The 21,320-nt window shown below is 70.3% G+C and carries 20 protein-coding genes; 10 read left to right on the top strand and 10 right to left on the bottom strand.

The annotated features are described in order from the left end of the window. Positions 1 to 47 precede the first annotated feature (47 nt). Genes V6V89_RS04810 through V6V89_RS04795 form a run of 4 tightly spaced genes read right to left on the bottom strand, consistent with a single transcriptional unit; the run spans position 48 to position 5,014 of the window. Positions 48 to 1,283, bottom strand: coding sequence for a (Fe-S)-binding protein (locus V6V89_RS04810; RefSeq protein ID WP_334617707.1), 1,236 nt, complete (start codon positions 1,281 to 1,283; stop codon positions 48 to 50). An 11-nt stretch (positions 1,284 to 1,294) separates the two neighbouring features. Beyond that, a complete protein-coding gene (locus V6V89_RS04805) occupies positions 1,295 to 2,356 on the bottom strand; it encodes an FAD-binding oxidoreductase (RefSeq protein WP_334617706.1) in 1,062 nt (353 codons plus the stop codon). Continuing rightward, positions 2,353 to 3,798, bottom strand: a complete 1,446-nt coding sequence (locus tag V6V89_RS04800; protein ID WP_334617705.1) for an FAD-linked oxidase C-terminal domain-containing protein — start codon at positions 3,796 to 3,798, stop codon at positions 2,353 to 2,355. The genes V6V89_RS04805 and V6V89_RS04800 overlap by 4 nt, the downstream gene beginning before the upstream one ends. 52 nt (positions 3,799 to 3,850) lie before the next feature. Further along, positions 3,851 to 5,014: a 4-hydroxybenzoate 3-monooxygenase gene (locus tag V6V89_RS04795; RefSeq protein WP_334617704.1), complete on the bottom strand. Its 1,164-nt coding sequence runs from the start codon at positions 5,012 to 5,014 to the stop codon at positions 3,851 to 3,853. A gap of 70 nt (positions 5,015 to 5,084) precedes the next feature. Here V6V89_RS04795 and V6V89_RS04790 point away from each other — a divergent pair, with 70 nt between their 5' ends. Next, positions 5,085 to 5,873 carry an IclR family transcriptional regulator gene (locus V6V89_RS04790; RefSeq protein WP_334617703.1) on the top strand — a complete coding sequence of 263 codons (789 nt, stop codon included), beginning with the start codon at positions 5,085 to 5,087 and terminating at the stop codon, positions 5,871 to 5,873. On the opposite strand, the gene V6V89_RS04785 is transcribed toward V6V89_RS04790, so the two are convergent. The 3 genes from V6V89_RS04785 to V6V89_RS04775 form a co-directional block, all read right to left on the bottom strand. Further along, on the bottom strand, positions 5,844 to 6,377 hold the full coding sequence (locus V6V89_RS04785) for a hypothetical protein (RefSeq protein ID WP_334617702.1): 534 nt from the start codon (positions 6,375 to 6,377) through the stop codon (positions 5,844 to 5,846). The two genes, V6V89_RS04790 and V6V89_RS04785, sit on opposite strands and share 30 nt — an antisense overlap. Positions 6,378 to 6,404: 27 nt before the next feature. After that, complete coding sequence (locus V6V89_RS04780) at positions 6,405 to 8,402, bottom strand: HelD family protein (protein ID WP_334617701.1); 1,998 nt, start codon at positions 8,400 to 8,402, stop codon at positions 6,405 to 6,407. Between the two features lie 150 nt (positions 8,403 to 8,552). After that, positions 8,553 to 9,938: an ATP-binding protein gene (locus V6V89_RS04775; protein WP_334617700.1), complete on the bottom strand. Its 1,386-nt coding sequence runs from the start codon at positions 9,936 to 9,938 to the stop codon at positions 8,553 to 8,555. A 242-nt stretch (positions 9,939 to 10,180) separates the two neighbouring features. On the opposite strand from V6V89_RS04775, the gene V6V89_RS04770 reads away from it, so the two are divergent. Further along, positions 10,181 to 10,939: an MFS transporter gene (locus V6V89_RS04770; RefSeq protein WP_334617699.1), complete on the top strand. Its 759-nt coding sequence runs from the start codon at positions 10,181 to 10,183 to the stop codon at positions 10,937 to 10,939. Next, a complete protein-coding gene (locus V6V89_RS04765) occupies positions 10,848 to 11,687 on the top strand; it encodes a menaquinone biosynthetic enzyme MqnA/MqnD family protein (protein ID WP_334617698.1) in 840 nt (279 codons plus the stop codon). The genes V6V89_RS04770 and V6V89_RS04765 overlap by 92 nt, the downstream gene beginning before the upstream one ends. Here the strand turns inward: V6V89_RS04765 and V6V89_RS04760 are convergent. Continuing rightward, complete coding sequence (locus V6V89_RS04760; protein ID WP_334617697.1) at positions 11,684 to 12,607, bottom strand: serine hydrolase; 924 nt, start codon at positions 12,605 to 12,607, stop codon at positions 11,684 to 11,686. The genes V6V89_RS04765 and V6V89_RS04760 overlap by 4 nt on opposite strands. A gap of 8 nt (positions 12,608 to 12,615) precedes the next feature. Further along, positions 12,616 to 13,578, bottom strand: a complete 963-nt coding sequence (locus V6V89_RS04755; protein WP_334617696.1) for a hypothetical protein — start codon at positions 13,576 to 13,578, stop codon at positions 12,616 to 12,618. Positions 13,579 to 13,699: 121 nt separating this feature from the next. Between V6V89_RS04755 and paaA the strand changes: the two genes are divergently transcribed. From paaA to paaE, 5 genes are read left to right on the top strand one after another with little or no spacing between them, the layout of a single operon-like run. After that, positions 13,700 to 14,734 (top strand): 1,2-phenylacetyl-CoA epoxidase subunit PaaA, encoded by a 1,035-nt coding sequence (gene paaA, locus V6V89_RS04750; RefSeq protein ID WP_334617695.1) that lies wholly within the window; start codon positions 13,700 to 13,702, stop codon positions 14,732 to 14,734. After that, positions 14,731 to 15,015: a 1,2-phenylacetyl-CoA epoxidase subunit PaaB gene (paaB, locus tag V6V89_RS04745; RefSeq protein ID WP_334617694.1), complete on the top strand. Its 285-nt coding sequence runs from the start codon at positions 14,731 to 14,733 to the stop codon at positions 15,013 to 15,015. The genes paaA and paaB overlap by 4 nt, the downstream gene beginning before the upstream one ends. Further along, complete coding sequence (paaC, locus tag V6V89_RS04740; RefSeq protein ID WP_334617693.1) at positions 15,012 to 15,707, top strand: 1,2-phenylacetyl-CoA epoxidase subunit PaaC; 696 nt, start codon at positions 15,012 to 15,014, stop codon at positions 15,705 to 15,707. The genes paaB and paaC overlap by 4 nt, the downstream gene beginning before the upstream one ends. Continuing rightward, entirely contained in the window at positions 15,701 to 16,162 is a 462-nt protein-coding gene (paaD, locus tag V6V89_RS04735; protein ID WP_334617692.1) for a 1,2-phenylacetyl-CoA epoxidase subunit PaaD, read from the top strand. Before paaC ends, paaD begins: the two co-directional genes overlap by 7 nt. Before the next feature lie 22 nt (positions 16,163 to 16,184). Beyond that, positions 16,185 to 17,279, top strand: coding sequence for a 1,2-phenylacetyl-CoA epoxidase subunit PaaE (paaE, locus tag V6V89_RS04730; RefSeq protein ID WP_334617691.1), 1,095 nt, complete (start codon positions 16,185 to 16,187; stop codon positions 17,277 to 17,279). Positions 17,280 to 17,350: 71 nt separating this feature from the next. Here paaE and V6V89_RS04725 read toward each other — a convergent pair whose 3' ends face one another. After that, positions 17,351 to 18,790: a phospholipid carrier-dependent glycosyltransferase gene (locus V6V89_RS04725; protein ID WP_334617690.1), complete on the bottom strand. Its 1,440-nt coding sequence runs from the start codon at positions 18,788 to 18,790 to the stop codon at positions 17,351 to 17,353. Between the two features lie 72 nt (positions 18,791 to 18,862). Here V6V89_RS04725 and mqnC point away from each other — a divergent pair, with 72 nt between their 5' ends. Both mqnC and V6V89_RS04715 read left to right on the top strand, forming a co-directional pair. Then, positions 18,863 to 20,044, top strand: a complete 1,182-nt coding sequence (gene mqnC, locus V6V89_RS04720; RefSeq protein ID WP_334617689.1) for a cyclic dehypoxanthinyl futalosine synthase — start codon at positions 18,863 to 18,865, stop codon at positions 20,042 to 20,044. A gap of 86 nt (positions 20,045 to 20,130) precedes the next feature. Beyond that, positions 20,131 to 21,246, top strand: a complete 1,116-nt coding sequence (locus tag V6V89_RS04715; protein ID WP_334617688.1) for an LPXTG cell wall anchor domain-containing protein — start codon at positions 20,131 to 20,133, stop codon at positions 21,244 to 21,246. The last annotated feature ends 74 nt before the right edge of the window (positions 21,247 to 21,320 follow it).

Raw genomic sequence — 21,320 nt, 5'->3', positions numbered from 1 at the left:
GCCAGGCACCCCGGTGTGGGCCGCACGCACCCACACCGGGGTGCCACCTATTTCGACCCAGTACCGCGGATCGAGGCGTCGACCAGCTCGACCGGGTGCACGATCGGTGTGCCGTCCGATGTGAACCGTCCGATCTGGAGCAGGCAGCCCGCGTTGGCGGTGGCGATGACGTCCGCCGCGACCGAGGCGAGGTTCGCCGCCTTTCGCTTGCCCAATTCCTCAGCGGCCTCCGGCTGCAGCAGGTTGTAGACGCCGGCCGAGCCGCAACAGATCTGCGCCTCCGGCACGTCGACCAGCACGACACCGGGGATCGCGGCGAGCACCTGGCGCGGCTCGGCGGTGATCCGCTGCGCGTTGGCCAGGTGGCAGGCGTCGTGGTAGGCCACCCGCGCCTCGACCGGATGTCGGGGTGCGACCGGCGGCAGCTCCGCCAGGAGCTCGGTCACGTCGCGGACCTTCGCGGCGAACGCGGCGGCCCGCTCGCGGTACTCCGGATCGGCGCTCAGCAGCTCGCCGTACTCCTTCATCGTCGAGCCGCAGCCGGCCACGTTGACCACGATCGCGTCGTACCCGTCTCCGAACGCGTCGATCGTGCGCCGCGCGAACCGGCGCGCCTCCTCGTCGCGGCCGCTGTGCAGGCTGAGCGCCCCGCAGCAACCCTGCCCGCGCGGCGCGACCACCTCGCACCCCTCGGCGGCCAGCACGCGCACCGTGGCGGCGTTGACCTTGGCGAAGAAGACTCTCTGGGCGCAACCGGTGAGCAACGCGACCCGCCTCCGCGCGGACCCTGCCGGCAGCGTCGCGCGCGGTGTCCGCGCGAAGAGATCGCGTACCCGCACCGGCGGCAGCAGCGACTCCAGCGCCCGTGCCCGGGCCGGCAGCCTCGCCAGAAGGCGGGTCGGGCGAATCCCGATGCGTTGATAGAGCACGCCGAAGACCGCCGCGGCCCGCAGTCGGCGCGGGTACGGGAAGAGGGCGAACACGAGCCGCCGAAAGAGGGTGTCGCGCGGCGCCTCTTCCTCGATGCGTGGCCGAGCCGCCTCGATGAGCAGGTTGTACTGGACACCGGACGGGCACGCCGGAACGCAGGCGAGGCAGCCGAGACACGAGTCGATGTGTTCGGTGAACGCGCCGCCGATGGAGGCTTCGCCTCGTTCGGCGAGACTCATCAGGTAGATCCGCCCGCGCGGCGACTCCGCCTCGTCACCGGTGAGCACATACGTCGGGCAGGTGGGCAGGCAGAAGCCACAGTGGACACACACGTCGAGCAGTTCGCGCTTCACGCCACACCTCCCTAGAACCACGGCGAGAAGCGGCCCGCGCCCAGCCGCCCCGCCGGATCGAACCGCTGCTTGACCGCCCGCATCAGCGGCACCGCCGCGTGCGGGCGTCCCCACGCCGGCAGGCCGGAGCCGGCCGGGCGGCGGCAGAGCGTCACGTGCTCGAACTCGGCGCGCAGCCGTTCGACAGCCGCCGCGTCGTCCACCGCCACGGTGTGCACGCCGACGGCCACGCTGCTGGCGATGCGGGCCGCGTGCTTGGCGACGTACGGGAACTGGTCGGGGCGGCTGCCACAGCGCACCACGGTCTCCTCGTCGCTCACCTCGCGGACGCGCCGCCAGGCGGTGGCCTCGGCTGGTGGGTCCAGCACCTTGTCTCCAGGACGGATCAGCGTCGCCGCGGCGCGACGCTCCACACTGGACGGGCCACCCTCGTATCGTGCGAGCAGCGTGCCGTCGCACCACTCCAGCGCCGCCGGTTCGAGCCGCGCCGCGAGCAGCCGGCCAACCGCGTCCAGCGCCTCGGCGGCGTCACGCGGCAGCGCCACGGTGCGGGTGGCCGGCGGCAGCGGATGCACCCGTAGCACCACCTCGGTGATCACGCCGAGCGTGCCGAACGAGCCGCAGAACAGCTTTCCCAGGTCGTACCCGGCCACGTTCTTGATGACGTGCCCGCCGGAGCGCGCCACCGTGCCGTCGGCCAGCACCACGGTCACGCCGATCACCAGGTCACGCGGGCCGCCGTGGCTGTGCCGCAACGGGCCCGAGTCGGCGGTCGCCACCAGCCCGCCCACGGTCGCTCCGGCCGGTACGCGGGCGGCGTCCAGCGCGATCCGCTGGCCGCGCGATGCCAGCTCGGCCTGCAGGCGCGCCAGCGGCATTCCGGCCTCGACCGCGACCGTCATGTCGTCCGGGTTGTAGGTGAGCAGCCGGTCCAGCCCGGTCGTCTCGATCTCGGTGGCGCCGGGAAGCGGCGTGCCGGCCCACCCCGCGGCCGTGCCGGCGCCGCGCGCGAGGAGCGGGCCGTCCGTGTCCCGGACCGCGTCCCGCAACTCCGCGAGCGTCACCGGTCTCATAGGCGCTCGATCACCCCGGTCGCCTCCAGCGGGTGCGGCCGGTACGGTCCGGGCCGCTCACCACAGAGCCGTGGTGTCGGGAAGATCTTCCCGGGATTGCACAGCCCCGCCGGGTCGAACGCGGCCCGCAGCCGCTGCATCGTTTCCAGGTCGTCGGCCGAGAACATGCGCGGCATCGAGCACGCCTTGTCGGTGCCGATGCCGTGCTCGCCGGAGAGCGAGCCGCCCAGCTCGACGCACAGCTCCGCGATCGCGGACGAGAGCGCCTCGGCCCGCTCGTGCTCGCCGGCCGCCTCGCTGTACAGCACCAGCGGGTGCAGGTTGCCGTCACCGGCGTGGAAGACGTTCGCTACCCGTAACCCGGCCTCGCCGGCCATCGCGGCGATCCGGGCCAGCGCCTCGCTCAGCCGGGTACGCGGCACGACGCCGTCCTGCACGAAGTAGTTCGGGCTCAGGCGGCCGACCGCCGCGAACGCCGCCTTCCGCCCGCGCCAGAACCGGGCCCGCTGCTGCGCGTCCTGCGCGATCGTGACCCGGGTGGCCGCCGTACACACGGCCGTCACCTCGGCGAACCGCTCCTCCACCTCGTCGGCCGGACCGTCCAGCTCGATGATGAGCACCGCCGCGGTATTCGGGTCGAAGCCGGCGTCCACCGCCTCGTTGACCGCTTCGATCGCCAGGTTGTCCATCATCTCGATCGCGGCCGGCACGATGCCCGCGGCGATCACCGCCGTCACTGCGGCACCCGCGGTCTCGGTCGACTCGAAGTCGGCCACCAGCGTGCGTACCGTCGCCGGCGTGTGTAGCAGCCGCACCACGACCGCGGTGACCACGCCCAGCGTGCCCTCGCTGCCCACGAACGCGCCCAGCAGGTCGAAGCCGGCCTGGTGCGGCGCGTCACCGCCGAGCCGCGCCGATGTGCCGTCGGGGAGGACCACGTCGACGGCCAGCACATGGTTGGCCGTGAACCCGTATTTGAGACAGTGGGCGCCGCCCGAGTTTTCCGCGACGTTGCCGCCGATCGTGCACACCTGCTGGCTCGACGGGTCGGGCGAGTAGTACAGCCCGTACGCGGCGGCCGCCTTGCTGATGTCCAGGTTCGTCACGCCGGGCTGCACGACGGCTCGCCGGTTGACCGGGTCGACCTCGACGATCCGTCGCAGCCGCTGGAGCGAGATGACGACGCCGTCGGCGGTGGGCAGCGCGCCCCCAGACAGTCCCGTGCCCGCGCCTCGGGCCACGAACGGCACCCCGTGCTCGGCGCACGCCCGCACGGTCGTGGCCACCTCGCCGGCGTCGCGGGGGAGGACGACCAGGGCGGGCACCACCCGGTATCCGGTCAGCGCGTCGCACTCGTACGTGCGCAGGTGTGCCGGGTCGTCGATCACACCATCGCGGCCGAGGTCGGCGACGAGCTTGTCTCGCAGGTCCGTCAGCGCCATGCTGGCCTCCCAGCCCGACTCTACTATCGGCCTCGCTCCGCTCGGCGGCTCGTTATTTGTATGGCAGGCCGACGTAGTTTTCGGCGAGGCTGGTCGCGGCGGCCGTCGATGTCGCGGTGTACCGGAGCTGCGACAGTTGCAGCCGGCGCTGGAAGTCGTCGGCGCCGGGCGCCTGGTGCAGCATCGACGTCATCCACCAGGAGAAGTGCTGGGCCCGCCACACCCGGCGCAGGCAGGTGTCGCTGTACGCGTCGAGCAGGTCGGTGCGCCCCTCGCCAAAGTACCGGGCGAGCGCCTCCGCGAGCACCGACACGTCGTGGATGGCGAGGTTCATGCCCTTCGCCCCGGTGGGCGGCACGATGTGCGCGGCGTCGCCGGCCAGGAAGAGCCGCCCGTGCCGCATCGGCTCGGTGACGACGCTGCGCATCGTCGTGATGCCCTTTTCCAGGATCGGCCCGGTGGTGAGCGTGAACCCGTCCGCGGTAAGGCGGCGGCCCAGCTCGTCCCAGATCCGCTCGTCAGACCAGTTCTCGATCCGCTCCTCCGGCGGCACCTGGAGGTACAGCCGGGTGATTTCGGGGGTCCGCATGCTGTGCAGGGCGAAGCCGCGCTCGTGGTGCGTGTAGATCAGCTCGCTGTGTGACGGTGGCGCCTTGGCCAGTACGCCCAGCCAGGCGAACGGGTAGTCGTGGGCGTGCGTGGCCGAGGGCGCCACGGTGTGGCTCACCCCGTGCGAGCCGTCGCAGCCGGCGATCACCTCGCAGTCGAGCCGCCGCCGCGTCCCGTCCGCGTCGACGTAGGTGATGTACGGCCGGTCGGTCTCCACGTCGTGCGGCCGCACGTCCGAGACCTCGAACGCGATCGGCTCGCCCGCGTCCAGCCGCGCGGCGATCAGGTCCTTGACCACCTCCTGCTGGCCGTAGACGGTGATCGACTTACCGGTCAGGTCGGTGAGCGCGATGCGGTGGTCGGCGCCGTCGAAGCGCAGCGACAGGCCGTGGTGCGGCATCCCCTCACGGTCCAGCCGTTCGGCGACGCCCGCCTCGCGCAGCAGCTCGACGGTGGGGTGTTCGAGGACGCCGGCCCGGACCCGCCGCTCGACGTACTCGCGGCTGCGGGCCTCCAGGACGACCGAGTCGATGCCGTGCAGGCGGAGCAGGTGGGCGAGGGTCAGTCCCGCGGGGCCCGCGCCGATGATGCCAACCCGGGTACGCATGCCAGCAGCGTCCAACGCGCGGTACCCCGGTGGCATGGCTCTTCCGTTCAGCGGAAGCGATGATGGTGCGATGGGGCCCACCGTCACGTCCCGGGTGCTGCGGCTGCTGGAGGCGTTCGGGCCGGACCGGCCGCGGCTGACGCTGTCGCAGCTCAGCCGCCGTGCCGGGCTGCCGCTGACCACCACGCACCGGCTGGTCGGGGAGCTGGCCGCGTGGGGCGCGCTGGAGCGTGACGACGAGGGCCGGTACCGGATCGGCCTGCGCCTGTGGGAGGTCGCCGCGCTCGCGCCGCGCGGTCTCGGGCTGCGTGAGCACGCGATGCCCTACCTGGAGGACCTGTACGAGGCGACCCGCCAGAACGTGCAGCTCGCCGTGCTCGACGGCACCGAGGCCCTGTACCTGGAACGGCTCAGCGCGCGCGGCGCCATCGGAGTGATCTCCCGCGTGGGCGGGCGCCTGCCCCTGCACGCCACCGGAGTCGGTCTCGCGCTGCTCGCGTACGCCGAACCGGACGTGCAGGAGCGGGTGCTGGCGGGTCCGCTGCCCCGGTTCACCCCGCACACCGTCACGAACCCGCGTGACCTGCGCCGGAAGCTGGCCGAGGTGCGCCGGACCGGTGTGGCGATAAGCGACCGGCTACTGGAGCTGACCGCGCTGTCGGTGGCGGCGCCGGTTTTCGGGGCGGGCGAGGAGCCGGTGGCGGCACTGTCAATCGTGGTGCCCGCCGGCGAGCCGCCCGGTGCCTACATTCCGGCCGTGCGGGCGGCCGCCCGCGGAGTGTCGCGGGCGCTCGGCTCGCCGCGCGCCCGCGCTTGGCCTTCGTCGGCGCTACGGAATCTCGGGACCCCGGCGCCGTAGCTCCGTCACCGCGCCCATCGCGCCGCGCAGCTCGTCGAGCCAGCTGTTGGCGTGCTGACCGACGAGGCGTACGCACCAGGCGAGAGCCTCCGACCGGGAGCGGGCCACGCCCGCGTCGACCAGGGTGTCGAGCACCTGCCGCTCGGGCTGGCGCAGCCGGGTCATGACCGGCGCGGACAGGTTGGTGAACAGTTGGCGGGTGTTGCCGCAGACCACACCCCAGGCGACCTTGCGCTGGTACCTGTGCTCGACCTGGCGGGCGATCTTGATGCGGCGTTCACGGGTGTCTTCGCGGTGCTGGTTGATCCGGCCGGCCTCGGCGGCGGTCCGGTCGGCGTCGGACGCGTCGTCGGCGAGCTGCGGCTCGGGCAGCCGCCCGTACACGACGATCTCGTCCCGGTCGATGATCACTTCGGGTGGCTCGGTGAACCATCCCTCCGGCAGTGCGCCGGTGATCCATGCCGCCGCGCCGTCGGCGGGGGGCGGCTCTAGCTTCTCACGCATGATTACATGATTACACCGTTGCGGCGATTACGCTATAGCAGTCGGTAGTGGCTCCGCGTGCACCACAGCCAGCCGCGATACCGCCCGCGTCAGCACCACGTACAGCCGGTGCAGGCCGCGCGGCTCGGCGGCCACGATCTGCGCCGGCTCCACCACCACGACGTGGTCGTACTCCAGACCCTTCGCCAGGCTGGCCGGTACCAGGGTCACCCGCGCGGACGGCTCGTCGAGCGTGCCGGCCGCGATACCGGCGGCCGCCAGCGCCGCACCGACACGGTCGAGCGCCGCGTCTGCCGCGATCACCCCGACCGAGCCGTCGTGTGACAGCGCCGCCCGCACCTCACCCACCGCTGCCTCGTCCACATCGGATGCTTTCCTGATCTCCAGCTCGCCGTCCTGGCGCAGAGAAACAGCCTCGGGTACATCGACAGCCAGCTGCGCAAGCAGGCGGTTCGCGAGTGCGACCACCACGGCGGGTACCCGGAAACCGGTCGTCAACGGCACCACCGGCGCGTCCGGCTTGCCCAAGTGGCGCAGCGACTCCCGCCAGTCGGTCGCCGCCCACGGCGCCGTGCCCTGTGCCAGATCACCGAGCAGCGTGATCGAACCGTGTTCGCTGCGCCGCGCGATCGCCCGGCACTGCATCGCCGACAGATCCTGGGCCTCGTCGACCACCACGTGGCCGAAGCTCGACGGCCGCTCGATCAGGCCGGCCGCCTCGTCGATCAGCACCGCATCGGCCGCGCTCCACTTGGCCGCCTTCGGCGTGCGCGGCTTGGCCGTCCACAACAGGCGCTCCTGCTCGTCGGCGCTCAGCACGCCGTCAGCCGCGCCCGCCAGCGCGCCGGCGTCGCTCAGCAGCCCGAAGACGAGCCCATCCGGCGTGACCGCCGGCCACACCGCGTCCAGGAACTCGGTGACCGGCTTGCCACGCGACATCCGCCGCATCCACGCGTCACCCGGCGACTCCGCCCGCCGCGCCTCGGCCTGCCGTTGCAACAGCCCCACCACGCGGGCGCGCACCCGCTCCCGGCCGGTCCCGTACGGCAGCCCCTCCCGGCGCGCCTCGTCGACCACCCTGCGCAGCGCCTCCTCGCTGATCCGCCAGCGGTACGAGCCGTCCGACACCACCATCGGCTCGACCGGCTTGCGGATGTGCCGCCACAACGCCCGGTGCAGCACGGTCGCCATCCGGCCGTCGTGCTTGACCGCCGCGGTCTGCGCAGCGTCCCGCCCGCGCACCGGCACCCGGGCGATCAGCTCGTCCACGGTGCTCTGCTGCACCTCCACCTCGCCGAGCGCCGGCAGCACCGCCGAGATGTACGACAGGAAGGCCTTGTTCGGCCCGAGAATCAGTACGCCTGAGCGGCGCAACCGCTCCCGGTGCAGGTAGAGCAGGTAGGCGGCGCGGTGCAGCCCGACCGCCGTCTTACCGGTGCCCGGCGCACCCTGCACACAGATCGAGTCCTCCAGGTCCGCCCGCACCAGCTCGTCCTGCTCCGGCTGGATGGTGGCGACGATGTCGCGCATCGGCCCGACGCGCGGTCGCTCGATCTCGGCGGTCAGGATGCGCGACTTGGTGCCCAGCTCCTCGCCCCGGTCGAGGTGCTCATCTTCGAAGCTGGTCAACTCGCCGGCCGCGAAGCCGAACCGCCGCCGCACCGTGACACCTCGCGGGTCGCGGGCGCTCGCCCGGTAGAACGCCCTGGAGATCGGCGCCCGCCAGTCCAGCACCATCGGCTCGCCCACGTCGTCGGTGACGTGCCGCCGTCCGATGTGGTGCGCCTCGTCGCCGAACCACAGGCGGCCGAAGAAGAGCGGGATGGTGGGGTCGTCGGCCAACTCGGCCACTCGCCGAGAGAGCGTCCGCCCCAGTGTCTCGGCGGCGTACGCGTCACCGGCAACGTTCGCGCCGGTCGCGAACAGCGCCTCGGCCCGGTCTCGCATTCGCCGCAGTGCGGCACGGGACGAAGTGAGGTGTTCGCGTTCGTTCTTGAGGTCGGTGTCCAGGTCGGATGCGGGCACGCTGACTTCCTATCGGTCATCTGCTGCTCGCTCGCGTTTCCGGGGCCGGGTTGCCGGCCCGCGGCGCGGGGACGTCCAATGCGGTGCTACTCACCTCGGCCGTCAAGCGGCCCTCCACCCTACGCGTCCCCGATTGCCCTCTCCACCGAATTAACCAGCGCCGACGACATCAGCGGGCGTGAACGTACGGACTTCGGGATGGCTGGCCAACGTCTCGTCCGCGTCGCCACGGGACCAGAATGCGAATATGAGCCCAGCGGAACCCGGTGGCGGCAAATGGGCGGCTCGGCGCTGCAGCTCACTGAGGTCTCGTTGGGTAAGTTGCTTGGTCTGCCATCGGCACTCTCCTACGAAGGCGGGCTGATCACCAGTCAGCCCGAGCACGTCGATCTCGACGGTCTCGTCCTTCCACCATCGGCCGATGATGGTGTCGCTGGGGAACTCGCCAGTCGCCACCAGTCGCTGGGCGTGACTACGGGCCGCGTGCTCGAAGACTCTGGCTAGGTGCGTCTGCCAGCGCCCAAAGGTCCGTCGCCTGACAGCCGCGCCTTGGCCGCCGTCGATTAGATCTGCGTCATCGCGCAGTACCGCGAACCAGTACGCGAGGTAGTCGTCGGCGATTTCGTAGAGAGGATCGGGCGAGCCGGCGCTGCCGAGTGAACGGACCACACGCACGTAACCGGCACGGCGTAGCCGGTCGAGGGTGTAGTCGATACGCTGCTGCGCTCGCCCTGCGATCTTGGACCGCCGCCGTGCACCGCCTGCCATAGCGGTGAGGACGCGTTCGTATCCCCCGCGCCAGTCCAGATCTTCGGAGAGGATGTCCGGAGCGTCGCGAAGAAGTAGTCCGCCTGGGGTGAAAGCCATTTCGTCGAGGTTTTCGTCGACGGACCGTTGTGCTGACCAGCGATCCAGGTGCAATGGATAGCCGCCGCAGGCCGCATATGCCTCGATAAGCTCCGTCGGCGACAGGTCGGGCTGAAATGCGCGCGCGTCGACAAGTGGAAAAGGGTCCATGCGCCGCTCGACTCCGGCCCGGCGGTGCAAGCCCCCCTGAGGACCCAGCATGTGCTCCATCACCGCAACTGCCGAGCCGGTAAGCACCAGCATCAGTCGCTGGCTCTTGATGTGGTTCTCCCACACTGCAGAAACCGTGTCTGCGAAGTCCGCATGACCGCCGGTTAGGCGTGGGGCCTCGTCGAGCACCACTAGCAAGGGCTCCACGCGGGCAAGGCCCGCTACGAACCGCAGCGCCGCTTCCCAGGAGGGGAACGTGGACGGCGCGAGGTCTGCCACCTCGTCGCCGAGCTGCTCGCGTAGAGCCTCAGCGAACCGGTGCAGCTGGCGGTCGTCGGTGTCCTGACGGGTTGCGGTGAAGTAGACGGAGCGCTTGCGATCGGCGAAGTGGCTCAACAGGTACGTCTTACCGACCCTGCGGCGTCCCCAAACGACCGCCAGTTCCGGCGCGCCGGAACTGGCGCGAGCCCACGCCGTCTCCAGCTCCGCCAGTTCGGTCGCGCGTCCGATGATTGCCACAGATCGAATGTACTACAAACAGCTTGTACTACAAACTGTTTGTAGTACTACCAGGACGCGGGCGATGGCGCCGGGCTCGTCAGTCGGTCGGGACCGCCAGGAATTGCGCCGTGACCGTCCGGGCGCCCTCGGGTGCGCCGGTCATCCGGTTCCGCCGTTTGTACGGCTCGACCAAACTCCCGCATCGCCGCGCCTAGCACCCGCGGCGGGGGCTGCTGCTCAGTACACGAAGAGGAGGTGGCATGAAGGCCAAGCCGGCGGCGGCCGGCGTGCCCGGACCCGGTTGGCGGTTGCGCCAGGACCCGATCGTGCTGGCGATGACCGTGGCGATCGCCGGGACGGTGGCCGGGGCCGGTGCGGTGAACGTCGTCGAGGTCTTCTTCATCCGGGACACGCTGGGCAGTTCGACGACCGTGTTCGGGGTGGTCCAGGCGACCTGGACGGCCGGCATGCTGGCGGGCGGTTGGCTGCTTGCCCGGCCGGCGCGGCGGGCGCGGGGCGACGGCGCGCTGGTCAACGGGCTGACGCTGATGCTCGGCCTGTGCTGCGTCGCGGTCCTGGCCGGTGCGGCGGTGCCCAGCTGGGGTTGGCTGGTGCCGTTATGGCTGTTCGGCGGCGTATTCAACGGCGGGCTCAACGTCTTCAGCACCATGATCATGGCGAACTGGGTGCCTGCGGCGGACCGCGGGAGGGCGTTCGCGGCGCAGGGCGCGGCGATCCAGGGTGCCGGGATCTTCGGGTTCCTCGCCGGTGGCCTGCTGCTCGAACGCTTCGACCCGAGGCCGCTCGTGGCCGCCTGCGGGCTGGCCGGGCTGCTCGTGGTGCTTCTGGTGGCGCCAAAGGTGCGGTCGGCCACTTCCGAGGTGACTGCCCGACCCGCGCCCGGAAGCGGCCGATACGGTGGGGATCATGAGGCGTCCGCGAGTCGGCCACATCCAGTTTCTGAACTGCCTACCGATCTACTGGGGCTTGATGCGCTCGGGCGCGCTTATCGATGTTGAGCTGCACAAGGACTCCCCGGACCGGTTGAACGCCGCCCTCGTGGCCGGCGACCTGGACATTGGGCCGATCTCGCTGGTCGAGTACCTACGCAACGCCGAGGACCTGCTGCTCCTGCCGGATCTCGCGGTGGGCAGCGACGGGCCGGTGCTCTCCGTCAACCTGGTCTCCACCCGGCCGCTCGCCGACCTCGACAACGCGAAGGTGGCTCTCGGCTCCACCTCACGCACGGGCGTACTGCTGGCCCAGATGCTGCTCGCGGAGCGGTACGGGGCCAACCCGGAGTACTTCAGCTGCCCGCCCGACCTGACCCAGATGCTGCTCGAAGCGGACGCTGGCGTGCTCATCGGCGATACGGCGCTGCGGGCCCTGTACGAGGCGCCCCGCCGCGGCCTGTCCGTCACCGACCTCGGCCAGGCGTGGCGGGAGTGGACCGGCCTGCCGATGGTGTTCGCGGTCTGGGCGGTCCGGCGCGAGTTCGCCGACGCGCACCCCGGCCTGGTGAAAGAGGTGCACGGGTCGTTCCTGCGCTCGCGCGACCTGTGCCTGGCCGAGCTCGACGAGGTGGCGGCGAGCGCGGCGCGCTGGGAGCCGTTCGACGCCGCGACGCTCGCCTCGTACTTCCGGGTGCTCGACTTTTCGCTGGGTGAGCGCCAGGTCGCCGGGCTGCGCGAGTTCGCCCAGCGCGCGGCGGTGCTGGGCAAGACTCCTCCGCTACCGGACCACGGCCCGGAGTTCGTCCTTCCTTAGGCCGTCGGCGTCTTGAGCTTCGTCGCCACGTCCTTGCAGATCTTGGCGCCGTACTCGTAGCCGAGGTTCGCCGGGTAGTGGGTCATCACGCCCAGCGCCCACTTGTCGCCGATCGCCAGGCAGTTGACCTCCCACTCGCCGGAAGCGTCACGGACCACCCAGCCGTTCTTGATGGCGATCGTCGAGGACACGTCGTCCGGAAACGCCTTGCGGATGCCGAAGTCGCCGACGCCGCGTACCGCGCGCATCTCGTCGAGCAGCCAGTTCGTCCACTTCTTGCCGGCGGCGCGGCCGTCGGCGATGCAGGCGCCGAGGCGGGCGGTGTCGCGGGACGACAGGGCGGTGATGCTCCAGTTGGAGTTCGCCTTACTGTCGGTGAGCTTGCACATCTTGATCATCCGCTGCGTGGAGGCTGCGCGGCCGACCTGACCCCAGAGGGTCTGCGCCGCGTTGTTGTCGCTGTCTCGGATCATGATGCGGAGCTGCTCAATGCGCAGGTTGCTGGGCGTCTGGCCGTTTTCAGCCGCGCGGCGCAGGTAGTCGGCACCGATCCACGCCTTGATCATCGAGGCGGTGCTGCTGGTCGTGGCCATGTTCTTCGAGCCGGAGATCTTTCCGGTTCGGCGGTCGATCATCGCCCACGAGAAGTCGCCCTCGACGTTGAGCGTGATGCTGGCGGGTTGGATCGCGAGCGGCGGCAGGGACGGGCTCGGCGACGGGGTGGGCGAGCCCGATGAGCCCGACGATCTCGTCGTGCCGGTGTTCGAACCAGCCGCGCTGGCCGACAGCGGCGAGCCGGGCAGCGTCCGGAGTCCGACGCCGGCGAGCGCGAGCCCTGCGACGGTGACGACGCTGAGCAGCCACCAGAGCGCCTTGCCGGAACCGGAGCGGGAACGGGAACGCCGCCGCGAACTAGCCATCGTGTCGGTTAGCCCTTCGTTTCGGGGGTTTGCGTCACGAGCTGCCTCGCGACACTCGCGCACACATTGGCTCCGTAGTCGAGCCCGTACTCGATCGGATAGCGGGTCGTGACGGCCAGCACCCAGTCGTCTGCCACCGCTAGGCAGTTGAGGTGCCACATGCCATCCGCGCCTATCCGGGTCCAGCCGTTCTTGATGCCGACGCCTCGCTTGACGATCTCGTCGGGCAGGCCGTCGATGATGCCCCAGCGACCGCCGCCGGACTTTTCGTGCTGGTCCTTGTCGGCCGTCGTACCGCGCACGCGCGCCATCTCGTTCAGCACCCAGCCGGTCCACTGCGGGCCAGCGGCTGTGCCCTTCTTGACGCAGTCACCGAGACGCACCGCGTCGCGCGGCGACATCTGGGTGTAGCTCCACCAGCCCGACCGGCCGATCTTCGTGTCGGTCAGCCCGCAGATGGAGATCATGCGGGTGACCACCGGGTCGCCGCCGCCCGCCACGTACAGCGACTGCGCGGCGTCGTCGTTGCTGTCCCGGATCGCTGTGCTGGCCTGTGCGAGCCGCTCGGCCGACGGCTTTTCGCCCCGCTCGGCGGCGCGGCGCAGGTAGTCGGAGACGAGCCAGATCTTGATCATCGACTCGGTGGAACTGGTGGCGGAGATGTTCTTCGACCCGGCGATCGTGCCGGTGGCGCGGTCGAGCAGCGCCCACCCGAAGAAACCATCCACATCAACCTCTACGGGTCCAGCGGCCAGGGTGGTTCGGTTTTCGGCGTCCGGTGTCGGTCTGGGTGTCGGATTCTGTTTCGGCGTCGTCGCCTCAGCCGACGGCGAGGTCGACGGCGATGCCGCCGGCGCCGGGGCAGCGTCGGGCTCGTCTCGCCCGAGTCGGGCGAACGCGGCGGGTACGAGTACGAATCCACCGAGGACGATCGCCGCGATCGTGAACAGCATGATCACGCGAGGGCGCATGGGGGGTGTTTCCAGGGGTGTAGCCGGAGGGATGGACCCGTGGAGTCTACGTCCAGAACCCGGATACGCCATGCCGTAGTTGATCGACTACCAACAGTGGATTTTGTGACACCCGCTGGCCGTGCATCACTTCAGCTGTAACACTGGTGGGGTGTACGGGAACGATGGACTTCTGGATGAGGTCGAGGCTGCTGAGGAGGCGCTCCGGGACGCCGCCGGGCGCCGGGTCGTCGGCAGTGAAGGGCTCGACGACTACTTCACCGCGGTGATCGAGGCCGATCAGAAGATCGAGCCGCGCGATTGGATGCCGGATTCCTACCGTAAGACGCTGATCCGGCAGATCGCTCAGCACGCCCACTCCGAGATCATCGGCATGCAGCCCGAAGGCAACTGGATCAGTCGAGCGCCCTCGCTCAAGCGCAAGGCCATCCTGCTCGCCAAGGTCCAAGACGAGGCCGGGCACGGCCTGTACCTGTACGCCGCCGCCGAGACACTAGGCGTGAGCCGTGACGAACTGGTCCAAATGCTGCTGGAAGGCCGGCAGAAGTACAGCTCGATCTTCAACTACCCGACGCTCACCTGGGCGGACGTCGGCGCGATCGGCTGGCTGGTCGACGGTGCCGCGATCGTCAACCAGGTGCCGCTGTGCCGCTGCTCGTACGGCCCCTACGCGCGGGCGATGATCCGGATCTGCAAGGAGGAGTCGTTCCACCAGCGGCAGGGCTACGAGATCCTGCACACACTCGCCCACGGCACCGGTGGCCAGAAAGCCATGGCGCAGGACGCGGTGAACCGCTGGTGGTATCCGTCACTCGCGATGTTCGGGCCGCCCGACGCCGACTCGACGCACTCCGAGCAGTCGATGGCGTGGAAGATCAAGCGGTTCTCCAACGACGACCTGCGGCAGCGGTTCGTCGACATGTGCGTGCAGCAGGCCGAGGTGCTCGGCTTGACGCTGCCGGATCCCGACCTGCGGTGGAACGAGCAACGGCAGGCGTACGACTACACGCAGCCCGACTACGACGAGCTCAAGCGGGTCATATCGGGCGACGGCCCGTGCAATCGGCAGCGGACCGCGCATCGGCGCCGCGCGCACGCCGAGGGCGCCTGGGTGCGCGAAGCCGCCGCCGCATATGCGAAGAAGCACGCAAAATGAGCGGTGAATGGCCGTTGTGGGAGGTCTTCGTCAGGCCTCGGCGTGGTCTGTCGCACGGGCATGTCGGCAGCCTGCGCGCACCCGACGCCGTGATGGCGCTGCGTAATGCCCGTGACCTCTACACCCGCCGTCAGGAGGGGGTGTCGATCTGGGTCGTGCCCGCCACGGCCATCACCGCGGCGAGCCCGGACGAAAAGGACGCCTTCTTCGACCCCGCCGCCGACAAGGTGTACCGCCACCCCACGTTCTACGAAGTACCGGACGGGGTGCGGCACCTGTGAGCGACGTCGAGCGCCTTCTGCAACTCGGTGACGACGCGCTCATCGCGGCGCAGCGATTCGCCGAGTGGCACGCCAGCTCACCCGAGATGGAAGAAGACGTCGCCCTCGCCAACATCGCGCTCGACCAGCTCGGCGCCGCGCGACTACTGCTGAGCTACGCTGGCGAGTCCCTCGGCAAGGACGAGGACACGCTGGCCTACCAGCGCGACGATCGCGACTTTCGCAACTGCCTGCTGGTCGAGCTGCCCAACGGCGACTTCGCGGTCACGATGGCCAAGCTGCTCTTCCTGTCCGCGTACCAACTGCCGCTCTATACGGCGCTCGCCGCCGGGCCCGACGAACGGCTCGCCGCCATCGCGGCCAAGACCCGCAAGGAGTCCGCGTACCACCTCGACCACGGTTCACAGTGGACGATCCGCCTGGGCGATGGCACCGAGGAGTCGCACCGGCGCATGCAGGACGCCGTCGACCAGGTCTGGCCGTACACGCACGAGCTGACCGCCGGCGAGGTCAGCCGGGCCGACTGGCTGGCGATCGTCGAGCCTGTCCTCGACGAGGCGACGCTGGTGCGCCCGGCCGACGACGGATGGGCGCCGACCGGCGGGCGGTCGGGCGTCCACACCGAGCACCTGTCGTACCTGCTCGCCGAGATGCAGGTGCTGCACCGGGCGTACCCAGGGGCGAAATGGTGACACCACGGCAGGCCGCCGCCGCGGTGGTCGACCCCGAACTGCGGGTGTTGACCATCGAAGAGCTGGGCATCCTGCGGGACGTGCGGGTCGACGGTGAGCGGGTGACCGTCACCATCACGCCCACATACACCGGTTGCCCGGCCATGGACGTTATCCGGGCAGACGTCCAGGCGGCAGTGCGTGCGGCCGGATACCGGGACGTCGCCGTCGAGACCGTGTTCGCGCCGGCCTGGACCACCGACTGGATCAGCGACTCCGGCCGGGCGAAGCTCGCGGCGGCGGGGATCGCGCCGCCGCACCGCGCCGGTCCCGTCAGGCTGAGTCTCACCGTCCGCTGCCCGCGCTGCGGATCGCCCGATACCGAGCAGCTCAGCCGCTTCGGCTCCACCGCCTGCAAGGCGCTGTGGCGCTGCCGGGCCTGTGCCGAGCCCTTCGACCACGTGAAGGCACTCTGATGACGGCTGCGGGAGGCGGCGCATGACCGTCACCATCACGCGGCCGGTGCGGCGGCGCCCGGTTTTCCATCCGCTCACCGTCGCGGCCGTCGACCGGATCACCGACGACGCGGTGGCGGTGACCTTCGCGGTGCCGCCGGAGCTGCGGGAGGCGTTCGGGTTCCGGGCTGGGCAGCATCTCACCGTGCGGCGGGTCGGCTCGGACGGCGATGACGTGCGCCGGTCGTACTCCCTCTGCTCGACGCCCGCGGAGCTGGCAGCGTCGGGCCGGCTGCGAATCGGGGTCAAGGAGATCCCCGGCGGCGCGTTCTCCGGCTTCGCCGCCCGCACCCTGCGTCCCGGCGACGCGGTCGAGGTGCTGCCGCCGCTCGGGCACTTCACCACGGCGTTCGCGCCGGACCGGGTCCGGCACTATGGCGCGGTCGTCGCGGGTTCGGGCATCACCCCGGTGCTGTCGCTGGTCGCGACCGCGCTGGCCACCGAGCCGGGCAGCCGCTTCACGCTGCTGTACGGCAACCGGTACGCGCGCAGCGTCATGTTCGCCGAGGAGCTGAGCGACCTTAAGGACCGGTACCCGGACCGGCTGCACGTCGTGCACGTGCTGTCGCGGGAACCGCAGGATGCCCGGCTGCTCTCCGGGCGCATCGACGCGGACCGGCTCGCCGCGCTGGTCGAGGCCCTCGATCTGTCCGACGTGGACGAGTGGTTCCTCTGTGGACCGCACGGCCTGGTGATGGACGCCAAGGCCGTGCTGGGCTCCGCTCACGTCCACATTGAACTCTTCCACGTGGAGGACGCTCCGGCACCGCCGCGCCGCCCCGAACCCGACCAGGGTGCCGGCGGCGCCCAGGTCACCATCCTGCTGGACGGCCGGTCGTCCAACTTCACGATGGCGCCGGGGGAGCGGGTACTGGACGCGGCGCTACGGGTGCGCGGCGAGCTGCCGTACGCGTGCAAGGGCGGCGTGTGCTCGACCTGCCGGGCCAAGGTGGTCGAGGGCGCGGTGGTGATGGCCCGCAACTACGCCCTGGAGCCGGACGAGCTGGCCGCCGGATACGTGCTGACCTGCCAGTCCAGCCCTACCACCGACCGGGTGGTCATCGACTATGACGCGTGATCTCGTTCAGACTTTCCAGCGGGAAGAACGGCAGCAGGCCCAGCCCGACGACCGACACGGACAGACCGGAGTTACCCGGCCGGCGGTGCTCCATCGACGTTCTCCCCCTGCTTGTTGATCAACCCATGCAAGGCTAGCGCGGCGCCGACGGCGGCCAGCGGCAGCGCGGGCAGCGCATACCGGGCCTCGTACATGCCAAGCAGCACGGTCAGCACGGTCAGGCCCGGCCCGGCGAGCAGGAGCATCACCGTGGCCAGCCGGGTGCGCCCGGGCACCCGGCGTCCGGCGAAGAGCGCGGCGAGGGTCAGCAGGAGCGCCGCCGAAAACATCAGCGGGATCGTGCGGACGTACTTCCCGTACACGTCCAGGGCGCGGGTGAGCGGGGTCGCGGCGGGCGCGTTCGAAAGCGGCGCGAAGTCGTCGGCGTAGTTCGGGCGGGCGCGGGCCGGCGGGCACCGATCCGGTACGGGCGTGGTGTCACGCCACTGCTCCGGCGGCGCCCAGCGCTCGCGCAGGCACTCGTGCATCGGTCCCAGACGCATCCCGGGCACGAAGTGGGCCAGCGACTCCTTGCCGACCGAACGCAGATAGTCCAGCGGCTGCTGCCTGATCACCGCGATGGAGAACTCGGTGACCAGCTTGACGCCCTCCGGCGTGTACACCATCCGCTGCATGTGCTGTGGCCGCAGCCAGAAGTACGCGTCGGCCCGGTCGTAGTGCGCCACCGGGCAGAGCGTGCGTTCCTCGGGCGTCAGCTTGATCCGGTCGCAGTCGGCGATGATGGCCGCCCGGCCGTACAGGGCGATGCCGGTCTGCGAGCCGTAGACGCTCTGCCGGTCACCGATCCACTGCATGATCGCGATGTACGGCACGGCGAACGCGACCGCGTACGCGACCAGCGGGCGCCAGCCCACCCTCATCGCGAGCAGGTACAGCCCGACCAGGAGCACTACGGGCAGGGCGCTGGGCTTGGTGAACCAGGCCGCGACGAGCAGGATCCCGCAGCCGGCGGTGGCCAGCCAGCCGGGCTTGTGGTGCCACAGCACCAGCAGCACGCCGATGGCCAGCAGCGCCGTGAAGAGCGTGTCGGGGAGCAGGTAGTGCTCCACCGTGACGGCCAGCTCGTCGAAGAGCAGCGGCGCGACCGCCAGGCAGGAGATCCAGCGGGCCACGCCCCGGCGCTGGAGGACGGCGTACACCAGCACGGCCAGCCCGAGGCCGAGCAGGTGCTGGACCAGCGCCACCGACATGAAGGTGCCGGTGGGTTCGAGCCACTTGAGCAGTACGACGAAGCCGAGGCCGCGGCTGACGTGCGGGGCGAGCGGGGCCTCGCTCAGCCGGATGTACGAGCCGCTGTCGCCGTAGAACCAGAAGGCAGGCTGGTACGCGATCATGAAAAGCAGCCGTAGGACGCCACCGAGCAGCAGGAGCGCGCCGAAGACCCAGTGCCGCCGAAGTTGATCAACTTTGCCGGCCGCGGGTGTCGCGGGAGCGATCACGGTAGCGGTCACAAGTGCGGCGGCCTTCACAGCTAGAGGGGTTGCCAGCATATCGGCGGGGGTGTGCTCACGTACGCTCGGATTGTGAATCGGGAGATCGAGAGCATCCTCCAGCGCGGCGCCGACGGCGGGCGGATCACGCCCGAGGAGGCGCTACTCCTCTACACCGACGCCCCGTTCCACGCCCTGGGTGAGGCGGCCGACGCGGTGCGGCGCCGCCGGTACCCGGACGGCATAGTCACGTACCTCATCGACCGCAACATCAACTACACGAACGTGTGCGTGACCGCGTGCAAGTTCTGTGCCTTCTACCGGGCGCCGAAGCACCGCGAGGGCTGGTCGCACCCGATGGAGGAGATCCTGCGGCGGTGCGGCGAGGCGGTCGAGCTCGGCGCCACCCAGGTGATGCTCCAGGGCGGACACCACCCCGAGTACGGCGTCGAGTACTACGAGGAGCTCTTCTCCACGGTCAAGTCGGCGTACCCGCAGCTCGCCATCCACTCCATCGGCCCGAGCGAGATCCTGCACATGGCCAAGGTGTCGGGTGTCTCGCTCGAAGAGGCGATCACCCGGATCAAGACCGCCGGCCTGGACTCGATCGCAGGCGCCGGCGCCGAGATGCTGCCGGACCGGCCGCGCAAGGCCATCGCGCCGCTGAAGGAGTCGGGCGCGCGGTGGCTGGAGGTCATGGAGCTCGCGCACACGCTCGGCGTCGAGTCCACCGCGACCATGATGATGGGCACCGGTGAGACGCACGCCGAACGCATCGAGCACATGCGGATGATCCGCGACGTGCATGACCGCACCGGCGGGTTCCGCGCCTTCATCCCGTGGACCTACCAGCCCGAAAACAACCACCTCAAGGGTCGCACGCAGGCCACCACGCTGGAGTACCTGCGGCTGATCGCGGTGGCCCGGCTCTTCTTCGAGCAGGTGGCGCACCTCCAGGCGTCCTGGCTCACCACAGGCAAGGAGGCCGGTCAGCTCTCCCTGCACATGGGTGTGGACGACCTCGGCTCGATCATGCTGGAGGAGAACGTCATCTCCTCGGCCGGCGCCCGCCACCGGTCCAACCTGCACGAGCTGATCTGGATGATCCGGTCCGCCGGCCGCATCCCGGCTCAGCGCGACACGCTGTACCGGCACCTGGCCGTCCACCGCACGCCCGCCGACGACCCGGTCGACGAGCGGGTGGTTTCGCACTTCTCGTCCATCGCGCTGCCCGGTGGCGGTGCGGGGCTGCCTCTGCTTGAGGTCAACCGGTAACGTTCTGTCTATGCTTTCGCGCGTCGGCTGGGCCACTGCGTCGGGTCTGCTGGTGTGCAAGCTCGACACCGGGGTGGTCAAGGCCGGTGACCGCCGACACGGCTGATCCCGTCCCGGCCAACAACACGGCCACCGCGTCGGTCGCCGTCGGTGGCGAGGGCGCCGACCTGCGACTGTTCGCACCCGACGTGTACCTGGACAGCAGCGAGGGCAACGATCCGATCCCGCCGGGCGGCACCGGCACCCTCTGGGCCTTCGTGCAGAACCAGGGCGACACGCCGGTGACGGGCGTCACCGTGACGATCGCGTTGCCCGCGCACGTCTGGTTCACCGAGAGGCTGGCCGGCTGCGCGTACTACCAGACCGCACGCCGTGCGGTCTGCTCGCGGGCCGACGTCGTACTGGTGCCGGCGCACGAGGACGACCCGGAAAACGAGGAGGACCCGCCGTCGTCGGGCTGGTTCTACTGGCGGGTCAAGGTTACCGCCGACGCTCCCGGTCCGAAGGCGTTGACCGGGGGCACCCTCACCGCCGCGCCGATCGAGGCTGGCGTTACCGCGGCACGGGCTCCCGCCGTCGAGCATGGCGACTTCTTCACCGCGAAGGCACCGCTTGGCATCGAGATCGACGTTGACGCGACCGACAACACCGACGAGTACACGGTGTTCGTCGCGGCGGCCACCTCACCCAGCCCGAGCCCGACTCCCACCAAGAGTCCGACGCCCAGCCCCAGCGCGAGCGGCGGCGGCAGCCTGCCGGTCACCGGCGGCGGCTCACCCGGCGCCGTCGCCGCCATCGGCCTCGCGACGCTCCTCGCTGGTTCGATCCTCGTCTTTGTCGCACGCCGGCGAACGCGAACTTCGCTAGCCGGTGGGTGTCACCGTCCCTTTCGGTCGGCGAAATCGATGCCACCGATAATCGAGATGACTTTGTTATCCGTACGCAGAAGCGTGGCGGCGCTGGCGGCGGGGTCGCTTCCCGTGATAGGCGGTCCGATCGGGCTGGTCACACGGCCGTGGAGGCGGCGCTCTGGTCGTCGGCATTGGTCTGTCACTGCTGATTCGGCGACACATGGTCACCTCCTCGTCACGCTGACGTGTGTCAATGATCGGTCGAACGGACGACAGATCATGTGCGACCCGATTTATCTTTCGACTGTCCCGCCCACCCAACGACGCACCAAACTGGACAATCGCCACTAACAGCGAACGTCGAGCCTTCTCCGGGGAATTCAAGAGGGGTAGCGGGGCGCGACCGCTGACCGCTAGCGTCCCGC

It is taken from the genome of Micromonospora sp. CPCC 206061 (genome assembly GCF_036906915.1).
Lineage (GTDB): Bacteria > Actinomycetota > Actinomycetes > Mycobacteriales > Micromonosporaceae > Phytohabitans.
Note: the sequence above shows the minus strand (reverse complement) of the source record. Positions and strands in the feature narration are given on the sequence as shown.

Coding starts and splice junctions, on each gene's coding strand:
- paaE (WP_334617691.1), top strand. CDS start 16,185: ATGACCGTCACCATCACGCGGCCGGTGCGGCGGCGCCCGGTTTTCCAT.
- paaD (WP_334617692.1), top strand. CDS start 15,701: ATGGTGACACCACGGCAGGCCGCCGCCGCGGTGGTCGACCCCGAACTG.
- V6V89_RS04800 (WP_334617705.1), bottom strand. CDS start 3,798: ATGGCGCTGACGGACCTGCGAGACAAGCTCGTCGCCGACCTCGGCCGC.
- V6V89_RS04795 (WP_334617704.1), bottom strand. CDS start 5,014: ATGCGTACCCGGGTTGGCATCATCGGCGCGGGCCCCGCGGGACTGACC.
- V6V89_RS04805 (WP_334617706.1), bottom strand. CDS start 2,356: ATGAGACCGGTGACGCTCGCGGAGTTGCGGGACGCGGTCCGGGACACG.
- V6V89_RS04760 (WP_334617697.1), bottom strand. CDS start 12,607: ATGGCTAGTTCGCGGCGGCGTTCCCGTTCCCGCTCCGGTTCCGGCAAG.
- V6V89_RS04790 (WP_334617703.1), top strand. CDS start 5,085: ATGGGGCCCACCGTCACGTCCCGGGTGCTGCGGCTGCTGGAGGCGTTC.
- V6V89_RS04765 (WP_334617698.1), top strand. CDS start 10,848: ATGAGGCGTCCGCGAGTCGGCCACATCCAGTTTCTGAACTGCCTACCG.
- paaB (WP_334617694.1), top strand. CDS start 14,731: ATGAGCGGTGAATGGCCGTTGTGGGAGGTCTTCGTCAGGCCTCGGCGT.
- V6V89_RS04770 (WP_334617699.1), top strand. CDS start 10,181: ATGAAGGCCAAGCCGGCGGCGGCCGGCGTGCCCGGACCCGGTTGGCGG.
- V6V89_RS04785 (WP_334617702.1), bottom strand. CDS start 6,377: ATGCGTGAGAAGCTAGAGCCGCCCCCCGCCGACGGCGCGGCGGCATGG.
- V6V89_RS04755 (WP_334617696.1), bottom strand. CDS start 13,578: ATGCGCCCTCGCGTGATCATGCTGTTCACGATCGCGGCGATCGTCCTC.